The following is a 14969-nucleotide window of genomic DNA, read 5'->3' on the forward strand; positions in this document are numbered from 1 at the left end:
GAAGCGTATATGGACTTGACATATGATACGTATGTCAGTTATTTCACATACGCACTGTATATCAAATGAAGAGCGCGCTTGTGAAGTGTCGCCAGGCCCTCATCGGCGGTTCCCAACAATAAAGAGAGATCAGAATGACCCAACGCGAAGCAATCTTTCCTGCCGACAGGCATGCTCTCTACGAGCAGCACGGCTATTCCGCCGCTATCCGCTCCGGCGATCTGCTGTTTGTATCCGGGCAGGTCGGCAGCCGCTCGGACGGGACACCAGAACCCGATTTCGAACGCCAGGTGCGGCTGGCCTTTGAAAACCTGAAGGCGACGCTGAGTGCCGCCGGCTGCACGATCGATGATATCGTCGATGTCACCTCCTTCCACACCGACCCCGAAAACCAGTTCGGAACGATCATGGCGGTCAAACAGGAGATTTTCAGCCAGCCGCCCTATCCGAATTGGACGGCGCTTGGCGTAAACTGGCTCGCCGGCTTCGACTTCGAGATAAAGGTCATCGCCCGCATTCCGGCCAGTCACTGACATCGCCAAACCGGCGGCACGGGAAACGCCCTGCCGCTGCCGTCGTCGAGAACTTGCCGATGTCGGTCGCCGCTCCTATCTCATGTCTACGAGACCGATGGAGCGACGAGATGGCGGAACTTGTGGCTGACACCCTGTTCGATACGACGATCGAGATCATTCCTCCGGAAGACACGAAAGAGCGGGCCGATGGCCGCATCTGCCTTTGCTGCAAGCGCCGGTGCCGGTGGATGGACGACGACGGCTGCGGCATCTGCGAGGAATGCCTGGCCTCGTGATGAACGCATGAAGGGCATAACGCGATGGCAATCCGCAGCGCCGGCCTGCTCATCTATCGGCGCCTGTCCAAGGATCTCGAAGTCCTTCTCGTCCATCCAGGCGGTCCCTTTTGGGCTGGCAAAGACGAGGCTGCCTGGTCGATCCCGAAAGGCCTGGTCGAGCCGGGAGAGGATGAGCTGGCGGCGGCGATGCGGGAGACGGCCGAAGAGCTGGGTGTGACCGTCGACGGCATGTTCACACCGCTGGGTGAATACCGACAGCCCGGCGGCAAGATCGTCGTCGCGTGGTCGATCGAAGCCGATCCGATGCTGGATGTGAACGCGATCCGGAGTTCCGAATTTCAAATGGAGTGGCCGCCGAAATCGGGCCGGGTCAAGAGCTTTCCGGAGGTTGATCGCGCAGGCTGGTTTTTACTCGCCGAGGCGGGAACCAAGCTCTTGAAAGGGCAGCGGCCGATGCTTGCCGACCTGCTGAAGCATCAGCAATGATCGGCGGGAAATATTGATTGAGCCGCCGGTCTTGCTGCACATATGCGTGAAGCGCGCGGCAGCCATGCGTTGCTTCTGAAGACACCCATCTCCATTTGACAGTCACAGCCACCTCTCTCGAATCGAGAAAATCGGCGCTGCGGGCCGCCTTGAGCACGCGCGAGGAGACAATCATGAACGGCATTTCGAAAACCCTGAACGACATGACGCTTATTGAACGGTCGAGCCTGCTCGACACTGTCGCCGATGCCTTGGAAGCAACCGCCGAGGAGGCCGAAGGGGAGGGCGACGTCCGCTTCGTCGCCAACTCCGTCTGCATCGCCAATACGATCCGCGGATTTTCCGGGGAGCTCGGCCCACACGATCTGCGGGCGGCCGAGTTGCTCCTCGAGCAAGGCATCATGCTCGTCCACCAATTTGCCAACCGGGCGAAACCACGCGGAATGGTTCATTAGAGCACGTTGCAATCTTTCAGATTTTTGGCTTCACCAGGTTTGCATTGTCGGCAGGCACTGGATGCCAGACCCGCCGACAATCTGGCCATCAATCAGCCTTTTTGCGATACAGCAATGTCATGAGTGCGAGGACGCATCCTACGGCTCCGACCGATGCGAAGATGTAGAAGTTCCATTGCGGAGCCAGGCCTGCACCCAGAACCGCACCGCCGATAGCCGGTCCTATCATGCCTCCGATACGGCCGATGCCGAGCGAGAAGCCAAGGCCAGTTCCACGGATCTCGACCGGATAGAGGTTTCCAACGAGAATGTTGGCGAGGATCTGCGTGCCGATCGTTCCCGTACCCGCAAGGGCTACCAGACCATAAACCTGGAGGCCCTGATCCACCTGCGTCAGCAACCAGATCGAGCAGGCTCCGAGAAGAAACATACCTGCCACGACTATTTTGACGTTTCCGCGGTCGGCAATCCTTGCGCCGATCAGGAGGCCGACTGCGGCTCCGAGATTGAGCGTTACGGAGAAGAGGAGGGCGGAACCGAGATCATAGCCCATCTTGTTCATGATCGTCGGAAGCCAGTTGACCATGCCGAATGTGAGCAGAAGCGAACAGAAGTGGATGCCCCATGCGTTCAATGTCGGCAGCAGGCGACCTTCGGAAAACAGCGACCGGATGCCGGCCTGCGCAACAGGCCTGGCAACGGGATTGGGCAGCCTGTACTGGTTTGCGATCTGGTTGGCTTCGGTCTGGCGGTTCTTGGTCGCCAGCCATTCGGGGGACTCGGGTATGAGGCGGATGAAGAACGGCAGAAGCAATATCGGTGCGCCGCCGATGATCATCAGTGGGCGCCATCCGTATTTCTGTATCAGCAACATTCCGAGGATACCCGAGATGATGCCGCCGGCCAGATAACCCAGAAGAGCAATCGAATAGGCCATTGCCTTCCGCTTCGGCGGAGAAAACTCGATGATTAAAGCGGTTACCGTGGGAAAAAGAGCTCCAAGGCCCAGACCGGCGAGAAAGCGTGTTCCCTCGAAAACCAGAAAGTTCGGCGCAAGACCGCTACCGATCATCATCACGGAGAAGCTCAGCAGACTGCCTATGATGACCTTGCGACGACCTATCCTGTCAGCGAGTGTTCCGGCGACGAGAGCCCCCAGTAGCATACCGAACAGGGTGATGGAGGCCGCTCGTCCGACCATGCCGGGCGTCAGCCCCCAGCTGGCTTCGCCGAGCAAAGCCGGCGCGACTGCGCCGTAAACGATCAGGTCATAGCCGTCGAACAGGATCAGCAGACCGCAAAGGGCGATGATGATATTCGGGCTGCTGACGCGCTCCCTGATAATAGCGAGATCTTGTATGGCCAATTTTCCCTCCCCATACATCTGAGTACAGGAAGTCCGCTCCTGCCAGCGGCAGGTCGCATCGATCCATGTACAAATCCTCCTGGATCGTTGCCGGCGTGGTTCCTCCCAGCGCCAGACTCACCCGCGAGCGGGCAATGTCAAGACAACGATGACACGCTACTAAATACTTGCGAATAAAATATTTGCAACTGCAAACTTTTCAGCTCGCAACTTTTCCCTTTCCGGATATTGCCGGCAGGTTGCTGTGCATGCGGCGCAGCGCCTTCTTCAGGGCTGCGACCTCTTCGTCCGACATGTCCTGCACCGCGGTGCGTTCAAGTTCCACGGCAAGCGGCATAAGCCTTTCCGTCAGCGCCTCGCCCTGCGGGGTCAGCCTTACGATGACGATACGGCCGTTATCTTCCGGACGTGTTCGCGACACCAGCTTACGCTTGGCCAGTGTGCCGACGAGGCGCGAAAGTGTCGAAATCTCGACAGAGACGACGTCGGCGAGATCCCCCAGGGTGCTCTCCCGACGCTCCTTGAGCATGGCCAGAACCCGGTACATCGCCACGCTGAGATCGTCTTCGGCAATTCTCTGCGCGAACACCTCGGCTATCCGCACGCCGGCGCGGTTGAGAAGATACGGAACGGAATCGGTAAGTTTGTACATATCTCTGTCTGCTGGTGGGATTCGGCCTGCTGAGGGCTCTCTCCGACATGCACCTAAATGACCGGGATGACAACATGATTGGCTTTCGGCCGCCGAGAACGGCTGGGTAGATCAAGCATTTTCCGTCTAAATTATAAATTTGCATTGACAACAATTGCAATTGCAATAATTTGGATGCCGAGGAGACACGGGAGGAAATCATGTCTGCCACTGCTGCCCTCGGCATAGCGCCGCCCCCCGCATCGATCAGCGATGCGTTTCGATCGACCATGCGCCGTTTCCCGGCGACGGTGACGGTCATTTCCGCCTGTCGCAACGGTGCGGATCATGGAATGACGGCAACGGCCGTCACATCACTTTCGATGGATCCGCCATCTCTCATCATCTGCCTGAACAATCGCACCTACCTGCACGACATGCTGCTCGAGGTGCCGGAATTCGCGGTCAGCATTCTGACCGACAGGCAGGCAGCCGTATCGGAAGGTTTCAGCGGCAAGATTCCGCCTGAGCGTCGCTTCGATGCTGCCGATTGGATTCGCCACGAGCGCGGCATGATGGTGCTGGGCTCCGCTCATGCCTCGGTTGTCTGCCGCCGTATGGGCGCAGTTCCTTATGGAACGCACACGATCTTCATCGGGCAGGTGGTGGATACACGCCATTCCGACGACACGACCGCGCTGATGTACGAGAATTCGAAATATTGCGCGCCACAGCACGCGCTTCCTGCATCCCAGAACTGAAGGTAGTTCCATGAACAATACAGCTGCCCTGTTTCCCGCCTCGGCGCGGGTCGAGACCGCATGTCTTGCAGATCGTATCGCCCCGGTGCTGGAGGAAATCCGCGTCGGCGCGCGCGATACCGAAAAATCCGGCCGCGTGCCGGCACGCAATATCGATCTGCTGCGCTCCGCCGGCTATTTCGATATCGTCAAGCCTGCCCGTTTCGGTGGCGACGAGGGATCGTTTGCCGAGCTTGTCGATGCAAATATCGAACTGTCGTCGGCCTGTGCCTCCACCGGCTGGGTTGCCGGCCTCCTTTCCGCGCATCAATGGCTCCTCGCCATGTTCGATGAAAGGGTTCAGCAGGAGGTGTGGGGCAGCAATCCGGATGCGCTGCTCTGCGGTTCCTATGCGCCGGTCCGTATGGCGGAACGCGTCGAAGGTGGTTTCCGGTTATCTGGAGATTGGGCCTTTGCGAGCGGATGCGAAAATGCCCAGTGGGCGCTCTGTGCGGCGATCATTCCGCCAAACGGCGAGGGGGAGCGTCCTGTACCGGCGTTCCTTCTGGTTCCCGCCAGCGATTATGCCATTGCCGAGACCTGGGATGTGGTCGGCCTCGCGGGCACCGGCTCAAAAAGCCTGATCCTCAAGCACGTCTTCGTTCCGGAATACCGCATGCTGAGTTTTCCGGACGCGACCTCCGGCAGAACGCCGGGCGGACGAGGCTATAGGGGTATCGGCCTTTTCAACATTCCGCTCCTCATGGGGGTCCCGTTCTGCCTCGGCAGCGCAGCCGTCGGTGCGGCGAAGGGCGCACTGGAGAGCTATATCGACCATATGGGGGCCCGTGTGACACGTGGTGCGGTTGCCGGTGGCAACAACAAGATCGCGGAATTTCCGACGATCCAGCTGCGCGTGGCGGAAGCCTCCGCATCCGTGGATGCCGCCCGCGAAATCATTCTGCGGGATATTGCCCGGGCGCAGCAACTGGCCCAGGCCCGCGAGGATGGCACCGGCGAGATCACCGAGGACGATCGGATTCTCGCCCGTCGCAGCCAGTCCTTTGCGGTCAGCCTGGCGCTTCGGGCTGTGGAAGCACTCAATGCGTCGACGGGCGGCCTCGGCCTGCAGATGTCCAACCCCGTCCAGCGGGCATGGCGCGATGCAAATGCTGTCGGCCGCCACATTTCCATGAACTGGGATGCCGTGGGCACCATGGTCGGCCAGCAGCTGCTCGGTCTTCCGCCCAAGGGACAATTCTGATCCGCCATCCTCAGTATTTCGATTCAAGACAGGAAAGAGAGCATATCGTGCAAGGCAAGATCGCGCTTGAAGAACATTTCGCCATTCCCGAGACGCTGCAGGATTCGGCTGGATTCGTGCCGGGCGACTACTGGACGGAACTGTCCGCCCGTCTTCTGGATATACAGGACAAGCGTTTGCGACTGATGGATGCCCACGGCATCGAGAAAATGATCCTGTCGCTGAACGCTCCGGCCGTGCAGGCGATCCCGGACAAGGCAAAGGCCCTGGAGATTTCCCGGCGCGCCAACGACTTTCTGGCGGAGCAATGCGTCAAGAACCCGAACCGTTTCCTGGGATTTGCAGCTTTGCCCCTGCAGGATCCGGATGCGGCGGCGCAGGAATTGCAGCGCTGTGTGACAAGGCTGGGTTTCGTCGGCGCACTGGTCAATGGCTTCTCGCAGGAAGGCGACGGAACGACGCCGCTCTACTACGACCTGCCGCAATATCGTCCGTTCTGGGCCGAAGTCGAAAAACTCAACGTTCCCTTCTATCTGCATCCGCGCAACCCGCTGCCGCAGGATAGCCGGATCTATGCCGGCCATTCCTGGCTGATGGGTCCGACATGGGCATTCGCACAGGAGACCGCTGTTCATGCGCTGCGCTTGATGGGGTCCGGCCTGTTTGACGAACATCCGGCTTTGCGGATCATCGTTGGTCACATGGGCGAGGGGCTGCCATACATGATGTGGCGCATCGACAACCGGAATGCGTGGGTCAAGGTGGAAAAGAACTATCCGGCCAAACGCCCGATTGCCGACTATTTCAACGAGAATTTCTACATCACGACGTCGGGGAACTTCCGCACGCAATCGCTTATCGATGCTATGCTGGAAATCGGCGCGGACCGAATTCTGTTCTCGACGGACTGGCCATTCGAGAACATCGACCATGCTGCAAACTGGTTCGACAGCACCACCATCTCCGAAGCCGACCGTCTGAAGATCGGTCGCACCAATGCGGTTTCACTCTTCAAACTCGATCGATAGCATGGTTGCACCTTTCAGATACACGGTCAGCGCGGCCCAGGTGATCTTCGGGAGCGGCTCGTTGAACCGTCTCGCCGAGGCGATTGCAGGGCAGGGCGGCAAGCGCGCCCTGATCCTTTCGACCCCGCACCAGAAAGCGGAGGCTGAACGGATCGCTGCTTCCCTCGGTCCGCTTGCTGCAGGATTATTCCACGATGCGACGATGCATACGCCGGTCGATGTGACCGAGCGCGCGATGGCGGCATATAACGCAGCCGGCGCCGATTGCGTGGTCGCGATCGGCGGCGGATCGACGATCGGTCTCGGCAAGGCGATCGCCTATCGCAACGACGCCCCACAAATCGTGGTGGCGACGACCTATGCGGGATCGGAGGTTACGCCGATCCTCGGCCAGACAGAGAACGGGCAGAAGACGACGGTCCGCGGGCCCGGCATCCTGCCCGAAGTGGTGATCTACGACCCTGAATTGACATTGGGATTGCCGGTCAACATCAGCGTCAGCAGCGGGCTCAATGCGATGGCGCATGCGGTCGAAGGTCTCTATGCACAGGATCGCAACCCGATTTCGTCAATGATGGCGATCGAGGGCCTGCGCGCGCTGAAGCAGGCTTTGCCTCAAATCATCAATTCACCTGGGGACATCGAGCCGCGAAGCGAAGCGCTTTACGGTTCCTGGCTGTGCGGCACGGTGCTCGGAGCAGTTGGCATGGCCCTGCATCACAAGCTCTGCCATACGCTGGGCGGTAGCTTCGATCTGCCGCATGCGGAAACCCATGCGGTCATTCTTCCCCATTCTGCCGCTTACAACGCCGCAGCCGCAGCGGATGCGCTAAAACCCGCTGCCGATCTTTTCGGCGGTTCGCTGGGCGGCGGTCTTTATGATTTCGCCGCTTCGATCGGCGCCCCCTTGGCGCTGCGGGATCTGGGTATGAAGGAAGCCGATCTGGACCGTGCGGCGGAACTCGCCGCCCGGAACCCTTACTGGAACCCGCGCCCGATCGAACGGGAAGCGATTCGGGCTTTGTTGCAGAGCGCCTGGGAGGGCGCGCGGCCGCGTTAACGCCTTAGGAGGATGGCCACGTGCCTGAATATTTCACCGAAGAGAGATCCGCCGAAGCCGTCAACTCACGGATGGGGCAGGACATCAATCCGCGTCTGGCCGAAATCATGGCGTCGCTTGTCAAGCACCTGCATGCCTTTGCCAAGGATATCAGCCTGACCCAGGAGGAATGGGAGCTGGCCATAGGCTTCCTGACCCGTACCGGCCATCTTTGTCATGACGAGCGACAGGAGTTCATCCTGCTCAGCGATACGCTGGGTTTCTCGATGTTGGTGGATGCGATCAACAACCGGCGTCCACCAGGCGCCACGGAAAATACCGTGTTTGGACCGTTTCATCTCGAAGGGGCGCCGGTACGGCAGATGGGTGAAAACATTTCGCTCGACGGCAAGGGCGAGAGCTGTCTCTTCATCGGGCGAGTGCTGGACCTTAACGGCAATCCGATCGAGGGAGCCCGGATCGATGTATGGTCGGATAATTCCGATGGCTTCTACGACGTCCAGCAGCCGGATATCCAACCGAAATGGAACAACCGGGGCATTTTCGTCACCGGCGCAAATGGCGCCTATAGCTTCGTCGGCATAAAGCCGGTTTCCTATCCGATCCCAGATGACGGCCCGGTCGGCCAGATGTTGACGTCCCTCGGCCGCCATCCCTACCGTCCTGCCCATACCCATTACCTGATCACAGCTTCAGGTTATCAGAAGCTCGTGACCCACACGTTCGTCGGCGACGATCCCTATCTGGAATCCGATACGGTGTTTGGTGTCAAAAATAGCCTGATCGCGCCTTTCGAGCGTGTCGATCGTGCGACCGTCTGGCGCTCCGACTTCGATTTCGTGCTGACGCCCGTGGAGAATAGACAATGATCGTTGCCCGCTATGCGCTATCCGACCCCGGCAAGGCTGCCGAACGTTCCCGCTTGATCGAGGAACACAAGGCCTATTTGCATGACGCGGCGATCCGCATTCTGCTTTCCGGACCTTCCGCACCGCCGGCGGAGGGCAAGGGTTCTGCGGCCTTAGTGATCGCGGACGTCGAAACGCTCCCCGAGTTCGAGGCGTTCAGCGCAGGGGATCCCTTCGTCCGCTCCGGTGTTTACGCGAGCGTCGATATATTCGAATGGCGGCCCAGTTTTGGGCTTCTTCGGGAGAATCTCTGATCGGCGTTTCGAGCTACTGAACTGCCGAAGCTGGTCATCTCGAAAACTGCGAGTGAAGCTGGCCACGCCTCGACCGGCGACGCGACGCAGGTGCAACAGGGTCAGAGCCTGCTCTTCATCGCGGCGCGCAATATATCGTTGATCCGATCCTGCCAGCCGGGACCATCTTCTTGGAAAAAAGCAAGCACATCACTGTCGATCTTGAGCGAAACAAGCTCCTTGCTATTCGGCAGCGCCGGCCGCTCAACAGCTTGCTCCACCTTCTTCTTCGCTGGTTTGAACAACGCTTCGGCAGCATCCATTGGATTGACGGGTCTGCGGGGCGGGTTTGCCATAGTTGTCACTTTCTACTGCCTGTCGTAGCGACATTTGAGCGGCATACGTGATGTCGACCGCTTCGTCGACTATTTATCTCATTTTACGATGCGGCGATTTAGCCGACCTGTTCGATCGCCAGTGTGCCGGGCGGCAGGGACTTGATCAGCGACGTCGCAGAGACGGCCGGATCCAGCTAGGCCGCCCAGGTACTGCGGTCGGGCCGTTCTTAAAGAACTGATGGCTCGATATCCGCGACCGACAACTACTTTCGCTCGAACTCCCGATCCATAAGCCAGAGCACCACCCGAGAGGTAGGCTGATGGTCGTGGTCCTTCAACTGCCGAAGCCGGCCATATCGAACACGGCCGCATTATCCTGGATCTCGCGCAGCCCCTTGTAGGAGGCGTGACGAAGACTGCCGTCATCCGTCCAGCCGCGAAACTCGATCTCGGCGATGAGGGTCGGCTGCACGAAGACGAAGCGCTTGCCCTTCAGGGAAACGACCGGCCGGCTCGTCTTCAAGCGGTCGAGCGTCTTTTTCAGCTGCTCGGCATCCCTGGCGCTGAAACCGGTGCCAACCGAGCCGACATAGACCCAGTCGAAGCCCTTCTTGCCGGCGAGCAGCAGACTGCCGATGCCGCCGCGGGCGGATGCCGATTGTTCGTAACCGACGATCATGAAGCTCTGGCTCTCGACGCACTTGATCTTCAGCCAGTTGCCCGTGCGGCCACTGCTGTAGGGCCGGTCGCGATGCTTGGCGATAATGCCTTCCAGCCGATGATGGCAGGCATGCGCAAGCAGGTCTTCGGCCGGCAGTTCCAGCTCTTCGGAGAAGCGGATCGTTTCGTTGCCTTCCGGTATCAGGTCTTCCAGAAGGTGCCGGCGCACGGCGAGCTCGGTGCCTGTGAGGTCATGGCCGTCAAGATACAAAAGGTCGAAGGCGTAGAGCATGGACTCGGTCGAAGCCCGTTTGCCGCCTCGGCCGCCGAGCGAACGTTGCAACGCGCCGAAATCCGATCGGCCGTGATCGTCCAAAACCACCGCTTCGCCGTCCAGTATGGCGGTGGTCACACCCAGGTCTTTTGCTGCCGCGGCGATGGCGGGAAAGCGGTCGGTCCAATCATGGCCGCCACGGGTGATGACACGAACGCCCTTCGGCTCGATGTGGATCGCCAGCCGATAGCCATCCCACTTCACCTCGTAGAGCCAATCCGATCCCAGCGGCACGCTGGGCTTCAGCAGCGCAAGGCAAGGTTCGATCCTCGACGGCATCGGATCGAACGGAAGGCTTGGCTGGTCAGGATCGCGCTTGCGGATCGGACGAGACTGCAGGGTCGAGCTGGACTCGTTGAGGAATGGCAATGAGGGGCGGCGCGAGCGCGTCATGATCAAATTTACCCTTCCCGGACCGGTTTCGGCCTCGACCGACTTTCGCAGTGCGTCCAGATATTAGTGACATGACGCAACCAGTGCGAGTCAACCGAATCGGTCGACGGATTGTTCCGCGTCGAGGTGACGGGCGACCGCGGCGATCGAACCGTCAAGCACTGACAAGGCGGCGCACGCTCGGGCCTCACGGCAGCTGAGCACCGGCGAGGCTCAGACCAAGCATACCTCACGCCTTAGATCATATACTCCGGTTCGGACAGGGTCTGGTCCATGGTGATGCCCGGCAGGTTGAAGTGGCGCTTGCCCACCTGCTTCGCCGGAATGCCGGCCACCGATGTGTAGGCTTCAACGGCATTGACGACCACGCTGCCTGCACCGACCTTGGCGCCGACGCCGATTTCGATGTTGCCGAGGATCTTGGCTCCCGCCCCAATCAGAGCGCCGCGCCGCACCTTCGGGTGCCGGTCGCCGGTCTCCTTGCCCGTCCCTCCCAATGTGACGTTCTGGAGGATCGATACATCGTCTTCGACGACAGCCGTCTCGCCGATAACCAGGCCGCTTCCATGGTCGAGCATGATGCTCCTGCCCATCCTTGCGGCCGGATGAATGTCGACGCCGAAGACTTCAGAAATACGGCTCTGGATGTGGCGCGCCAGATGCAGGCGGTCATGGTGCCAAAGCCAGTGGGCGACGCGTTGGCCCTGCAAGGCCACAAAGCCTTTGAAATACAGAAATGGCGTCAGGATTTCCGTGTTCGACGGATCACGCTCCTTGATCGCCGTCAGGTCCGCCGCGGCATCGGCAACGATATTGCGATTGCCGATGAAGGCCTGGGCGATCACCGCCAGCAACTCGTCATGGTCGAGGTCGTGATTGGCCAGTTTGATCGCGACCCGCTGGGCGAGCGCCTGGGCGAAACTCGCGTGATAAAGCACGGCGGAATTCATGGCGCGCGTGAGGGCTGCATCCCTAGCCGAAGCATTGACGGCCTCCGCGCAAAGGGCCTCCCAAATCCCGGCAACCTGAGGCGAGGCCAGGGGCTCCGTCGACAGATTGCTCAAGCTGACCAAGGGGACCGTCATGCTAGCTTCCTTCCGCAGGCGGATGTCGCGACATCCGGCATGCAGACGTTACGGCAATCCCGCCTGTGATAGAGGGTCTAAAATTACATGGATCTTCGCGGCCGCTCTAAAATTCCTCTCTTTTTTCGCAAGGACCGGGAAATTATTTCCAAGCCCGCCGCATCACCCATCACCGGTGCTCAGCAAGGTTTGAAGCCGGCATCCGCAAGGGCAAGCCAAGGCTCGCCGGACGCCAAAACCGCGCCGTCATCATTTCAAGTCGAATAGGGCTTGCGTTCCGGATATCATTTTCTATTATTTTGGTAGAGAATTATGCGGCCGGTCGGACCTGGCGGATACAGGGCCGGGCGATCAAACGCAGAAGGAGCCGATGAATGACTCTTCTCTCGTCACGTTCTTCGAATTCGGAGAACAGGAATGCGGACCATCTCGCAAGAATTGCGATTATCGGCCGAGGCTTTACCGGGATCATGACGGCAATCGCTCTTTTCAAAAGAGTTGATCGGCCCTTCCATCTGGTGATGTTCGATCCGCGCGCAAAGATCGATATCGGCGAGGGCATCAGTCAGCCCGCGTCGACGGTGTTGACCAGCCGCGTTCGCGACCTTTCCGTCGATCCCGTGCAGCCGGATGATTTTCGCCGGTGGCTGGAAACGGATGATACATGGTGCGATCGCCTGACCTCGGATCCTGCCGGTCTCGAACACGCCTTCGTGCCCGGAGACATCTTCAGCACCTATGTGTATAAACGCTTCTCCGAAGCCCTGACGCATCGGCCCGAGGTCATCGTCCAGTTTGGCTCGGATGCCGTGACGGCGATCGACAGGCATCCCGGCGGGGGATATTCGGTTGCCCTCGGGCCTGAGCAGCCGACCCGCTTCGATGCGGTGTTTCTTGCGACCGGTTACGGCCTGCGGGAAACGTCTGATGTTGCTCCGGCCGTTGGAGCGCAAAGCGCTGTCGTGATCGGCGGCGGCATCCACGCGGTCGACAGGGCGCTCGGATTGCTGGCAGACGCGAAGATTTCCCATGTCACCTTGATTTCGGAATCGGGTTTCCTGCCGCAGTCGCATGCTGCCGCCGCCGTCGGAGCTGTTCTCACCGATCAACCCGTGCCGGGGACGCTGCGCGGCGCCTTCCGCTTCCTGCGTGAGGCGGCGAGCAAGGCCGATCTCGAAGGTACGGGATGGCAAGGCATCATGAACGGCTTTCGTTCACGCGCGCGCGACCTCTGGGCCGGACTGACGCCGCAAGAGCGGGCACGGTTCAAACGCCACGTGAAGGCCATTTACGACAGCCATCGCAACCGCTTGCCGCCTGAGCACTATCAGCGCCTGCATCATGCGATCGCCAGCGGCGCAATTACCGTCAGGAAGGGAAAAGTGGATCGTATCGTCACGAACGGCGTGCTGTTTTCGGCTCCGGCCGGGCTCGAGGTCCTTCCCGCCGATCTGACGATAGACTGCCGCTTCCGGCCGTCCGGCACCGATAGCCCGCTGGTCCGCTCGCTGATCGTTGCGGGCCTGGCAACGCGGGACGAACTCGAAATCGGGATCGTCGTCGACGAAAGCGGGCGGACAAAGTCGGGCGCGCTGCATGGGCTGTTCGCAATGGGGCCGCTTGGTCTCGGCAGCCTCCCGGATATCGATCTGGTGCCTCAGATCGTGTCGCAAAGCCATGCGGCTGCGTCATTGCTTAACGGTTGGATCGGTGAGGTGGCTAAAGCCCACGACGTCGTCAAAGTCTTTGACGACGTGTGAGAGTGAGCTACTTCTTCCCGAGCTGGGGACGGCCTGCCGTCAGGCCGTTCGCGATGCTTGGCTGACCGTCGGCGGCGCCAGCGGCGGCAGCTCCAGATTGGAACGGAAATCATCTCCGACATAATCGGTATCGATCAGTTGACGGCGCCGGAGTTCCGGAAGCAAGCCATTCAACAGCAGGTCCTCCTGGTCGGGATTGCCCAGGCCGTGCAGCGACAGGACATCGAGAACGCCTGACTTGACGCGCTCTTCGATCGCATCCGCCAGCTGTTCCGGCGTGCCGGCAACCGACCAGTGACCGGTTTCCTGCGCCTGAATGATCAGTTCGCGCAGCGTCAGCCCCTGGCGGGCGTAGCGACGGAAGATTTCCACCCTGCCGCGCCGGCGATTAATGCTGGTCACGTCAGGCAGCAATGTTTCCGGCAGCGGCCTGTCCAGCGGCAGATCGGAGAGATCGAGATCGCCGCCCAGCATGTCGGCCAGCTTCAGCCGGCCCTGCTGATAGTCGATACGCTCGTGTTTTTCCCTGAGCCGCCGCCCCACATCGGCGTCGGACTCGCCGATCACCGAGTGGAAGGAATTCATGATGAAGGGCAGGTTGTTGCCACGGCCGAAACTCGCCGCGCGCCGGCGCAGATCGGTCGCGAAGGCAATGGCGTCCTCGAGCTTGGGCTGCGAGGTATAGACCACCTCCGCATAGCGCGCGCCCACCATCACCCCGGCTTCGGACTGACCGGCCTGAAACTGCACGGGGCGGCGCTGCGGCAAGGGCGGCACGTTCAACGGGCCGGCGACGCTGAAATGCTTGCCGCGATAGTCGATGCGGTGGAACTTGGCCGGGTCGATGCCGACGGCTCCGGAAGCCTTGCGCTGGGCCGCGTCCCGTTCGTTGGCATCATAAAGAGCGTTGACGATCTCGATGAATTCGGCGGCGCGCTCATAGCGTTCTTCCGGGCTCGGCAGCGTCTCTCCGAAATTCTCTTCGCCGACGGAGGAGGTCACCGCATTCCAACCGGTGCGGCCGCCGCTCGCGTGATCCAGCGTGCCGATCTGGCGCGCCAGATTGTAGGGATGGTGGAAGGTGGTCGAAACGGTGGCGATCAGGCCGATCTCGGACGTCGCCTGGCTGAGCGCCGCAAGTGCGATGATCGGCTCCTGGATGCCGGCCGTGCCGGCAAGGCCTGCCGGATCGATATGCAGGAGATCGGCAGTGAACAGGCCGGTGATCTTCTCGGCCTCGGCTTTGCGGGCGAGCTCGACGGCGCGCTTTGCACCGGCCGAAGGCGTGGTGTCGTTCGATGCGGAGATGACGCTGCTGGCGCCGGTCAGGGTTTTCAGGCGACGTTTGCGGGTAGGGGTCATGACGGGTTTCTCGCAGATTGTTTTGATGTCTCCGGCAAACTCTTGCCGGACG

Annotated in this window: 17 protein-coding genes and 1 pseudogene; 11 read left to right on the forward strand and 7 right to left on the reverse strand. The window is 60.3% G+C overall.

Going from position 1 to position 14969, the window contains the following annotated elements; translation table 11 throughout:
- Positions 1-134 precede the first annotated feature (134 nt).
- The 4 genes from CO667_RS02220 (at position 135) to CO667_RS02230 (ending at position 1755) form a co-directional block, all read left to right on the forward strand.
- Positions 135-533 (forward strand): RidA family protein, encoded by a 399-nt coding sequence (locus CO667_RS02220; RefSeq protein ID WP_097616823.1) that lies wholly within the window; start codon positions 135-137, stop codon positions 531-533.
- 110 nt (positions 534-643) lie between these two features.
- Positions 644-811 (forward strand): hypothetical protein, encoded by a 168-nt coding sequence (locus tag CO667_RS35250; RefSeq protein ID WP_179874041.1) that lies wholly within the window; start codon positions 644-646, stop codon positions 809-811.
- A gap of 24 nt (positions 812-835) precedes the next feature.
- Positions 836-1300 carry an NUDIX domain-containing protein gene (locus CO667_RS02225; protein WP_097616824.1) on the forward strand — a complete coding sequence of 155 codons (465 nt, stop codon included), beginning with the start codon at positions 836-838 and terminating at the stop codon, positions 1298-1300.
- 173 nt (positions 1301-1473) lie between these two features.
- The gene (locus CO667_RS02230; RefSeq protein ID WP_097616905.1) at positions 1474-1755 is read left to right on the forward strand and encodes a hypothetical protein; all 282 of its coding nucleotides are present in this window, start codon (positions 1474-1476) and stop codon (positions 1753-1755) included.
- Positions 1756-1843: 88 nt separating this feature from the next.
- On the opposite strand, the gene CO667_RS02235 is transcribed toward CO667_RS02230, so the two are convergent.
- Entirely contained in the window at positions 1844-3139 is a 1296-nt protein-coding gene (locus CO667_RS02235) for an aromatic acid/H+ symport family MFS transporter (RefSeq protein ID WP_179874042.1), read from the reverse strand.
- A 181-nt stretch (positions 3140-3320) separates the two neighbouring features.
- A complete protein-coding gene (locus CO667_RS02240) occupies positions 3321-3773 on the reverse strand; it encodes a MarR family transcriptional regulator (protein WP_097616826.1) in 453 nt (150 codons plus the stop codon).
- A 200-nt stretch (positions 3774-3973) separates the two neighbouring features.
- On the opposite strand from CO667_RS02240, the gene CO667_RS02245 reads away from it, so the two are divergent.
- From CO667_RS02245 to CO667_RS02270, 6 genes are read left to right on the forward strand one after another with little or no spacing between them, the layout of a single operon-like run.
- Positions 3974-4513 (forward strand): flavin reductase family protein, encoded by a 540-nt coding sequence (locus tag CO667_RS02245; protein WP_097616827.1) that lies wholly within the window; start codon positions 3974-3976, stop codon positions 4511-4513.
- Between the two features lie 10 nt (positions 4514-4523).
- A complete protein-coding gene (locus CO667_RS02250) occupies positions 4524-5756 on the forward strand; it encodes a flavin-dependent monooxygenase (RefSeq protein WP_097616828.1) in 1233 nt (410 codons plus the stop codon).
- A 47-nt stretch (positions 5757-5803) separates the two neighbouring features.
- Positions 5804-6784, forward strand: a complete 981-nt coding sequence (gene tsdA, locus CO667_RS02255) for a gamma-resorcylate decarboxylase (protein ID WP_097616829.1) — start codon at positions 5804-5806, stop codon at positions 6782-6784.
- Position 6785: 1 nt separating this feature from the next.
- Positions 6786-7844: a maleylacetate reductase gene (locus tag CO667_RS02260; protein ID WP_097616830.1), complete on the forward strand. Its 1059-nt coding sequence runs from the start codon at positions 6786-6788 to the stop codon at positions 7842-7844.
- A 20-nt stretch (positions 7845-7864) separates the two neighbouring features.
- Positions 7865-8713 (forward strand): intradiol ring-cleavage dioxygenase, encoded by an 849-nt coding sequence (locus CO667_RS02265; protein WP_097616831.1) that lies wholly within the window; start codon positions 7865-7867, stop codon positions 8711-8713.
- Positions 8710-9006, forward strand: coding sequence for a YciI family protein (locus CO667_RS02270; RefSeq protein ID WP_097616832.1), 297 nt, complete (start codon positions 8710-8712; stop codon positions 9004-9006). Before CO667_RS02265 ends, CO667_RS02270 begins: the two co-directional genes overlap by 4 nt.
- Positions 9007-9107: 101 nt before the next feature.
- Here CO667_RS02270 and CO667_RS02275 read toward each other — a convergent pair whose 3' ends face one another.
- The 4 genes and pseudogenes from CO667_RS02275 to cysE form a co-directional block, all read right to left on the reverse strand.
- Positions 9108-9341, reverse strand: coding sequence for a BrnA antitoxin family protein (locus CO667_RS02275; protein ID WP_097616833.1), 234 nt, complete (start codon positions 9339-9341; stop codon positions 9108-9110).
- A gap of 98 nt (positions 9342-9439) precedes the next feature.
- A pseudogene (locus tag CO667_RS35730) lies at positions 9440-9541 on the reverse strand (SOS response-associated peptidase); the annotation flags it as partial.
- Positions 9542-9657: 116 nt separating this feature from the next.
- Positions 9658-10710, reverse strand: a complete 1053-nt coding sequence (gene ligD / locus CO667_RS02280; RefSeq protein ID WP_097616906.1) for a non-homologous end-joining DNA ligase — start codon at positions 10708-10710, stop codon at positions 9658-9660.
- A 236-nt stretch (positions 10711-10946) separates the two neighbouring features.
- Positions 10947-11795 (reverse strand): serine O-acetyltransferase, encoded by an 849-nt coding sequence (gene cysE / locus CO667_RS02285; protein ID WP_097616834.1) that lies wholly within the window; start codon positions 11793-11795, stop codon positions 10947-10949.
- Positions 11796-12169: 374 nt separating this feature from the next.
- On the opposite strand from cysE, the gene CO667_RS02290 reads away from it, so the two are divergent.
- Positions 12170-13555 (forward strand): FAD/NAD(P)-binding protein, encoded by a 1386-nt coding sequence (locus tag CO667_RS02290; RefSeq protein ID WP_143540687.1) that lies wholly within the window; start codon positions 12170-12172, stop codon positions 13553-13555.
- A 39-nt stretch (positions 13556-13594) separates the two neighbouring features.
- Here CO667_RS02290 and CO667_RS02295 read toward each other — a convergent pair whose 3' ends face one another.
- Positions 13595-14917: an NtaA/DmoA family FMN-dependent monooxygenase gene (locus CO667_RS02295; protein WP_097616835.1), complete on the reverse strand. Its 1323-nt coding sequence runs from the start codon at positions 14915-14917 to the stop codon at positions 13595-13597.
- Positions 14918-14969 lie beyond the last annotated feature (52 nt).

The organism is Rhizobium sp. L43 (genome assembly GCF_002531725.1).
In the GTDB taxonomy this organism is placed as follows: Bacteria; Pseudomonadota; Alphaproteobacteria; order Rhizobiales; family Rhizobiaceae; genus Rhizobium.

Coding starts and splice junctions, on each gene's coding strand:
- ligD (WP_097616906.1), bottom strand. CDS start 10,710: ATGACGCGCTCGCGCCGCCCCTCATTGCCATTCCTCAACGAGTCCAGC.
- CO667_RS02290 (WP_143540687.1), top strand. CDS start 12,170: ATGACTCTTCTCTCGTCACGTTCTTCGAATTCGGAGAACAGGAATGCG.
- CO667_RS02250 (WP_097616828.1), top strand. CDS start 4,524: ATGAACAATACAGCTGCCCTGTTTCCCGCCTCGGCGCGGGTCGAGACC.
- CO667_RS02230 (WP_097616905.1), top strand. CDS start 1,474: ATGAACGGCATTTCGAAAACCCTGAACGACATGACGCTTATTGAACGG.
- CO667_RS02295 (WP_097616835.1), bottom strand. CDS start 14,917: ATGACCCCTACCCGCAAACGTCGCCTGAAAACCCTGACCGGCGCCAGC.
- CO667_RS35250 (WP_179874041.1), top strand. CDS start 644: ATGGCGGAACTTGTGGCTGACACCCTGTTCGATACGACGATCGAGATC.
- CO667_RS02260 (WP_097616830.1), top strand. CDS start 6,786: ATGGTTGCACCTTTCAGATACACGGTCAGCGCGGCCCAGGTGATCTTC.
- CO667_RS02240 (WP_097616826.1), bottom strand. CDS start 3,773: ATGTACAAACTTACCGATTCCGTTCCGTATCTTCTCAACCGCGCCGGC.
- cysE (WP_097616834.1), bottom strand. CDS start 11,795: ATGACGGTCCCCTTGGTCAGCTTGAGCAATCTGTCGACGGAGCCCCTG.
- CO667_RS02245 (WP_097616827.1), top strand. CDS start 3,974: ATGTCTGCCACTGCTGCCCTCGGCATAGCGCCGCCCCCCGCATCGATC.
- CO667_RS02235 (WP_179874042.1), bottom strand. CDS start 3,139: ATGTATGGGGAGGGAAAATTGGCCATACAAGATCTCGCTATTATCAGG.
- CO667_RS02270 (WP_097616832.1), top strand. CDS start 8,710: ATGATCGTTGCCCGCTATGCGCTATCCGACCCCGGCAAGGCTGCCGAA.
- CO667_RS02275 (WP_097616833.1), bottom strand. CDS start 9,341: ATGGCAAACCCGCCCCGCAGACCCGTCAATCCAATGGATGCTGCCGAA.
- CO667_RS02225 (WP_097616824.1), top strand. CDS start 836: ATGGCAATCCGCAGCGCCGGCCTGCTCATCTATCGGCGCCTGTCCAAG.
- CO667_RS02220 (WP_097616823.1), top strand. CDS start 135: ATGACCCAACGCGAAGCAATCTTTCCTGCCGACAGGCATGCTCTCTAC.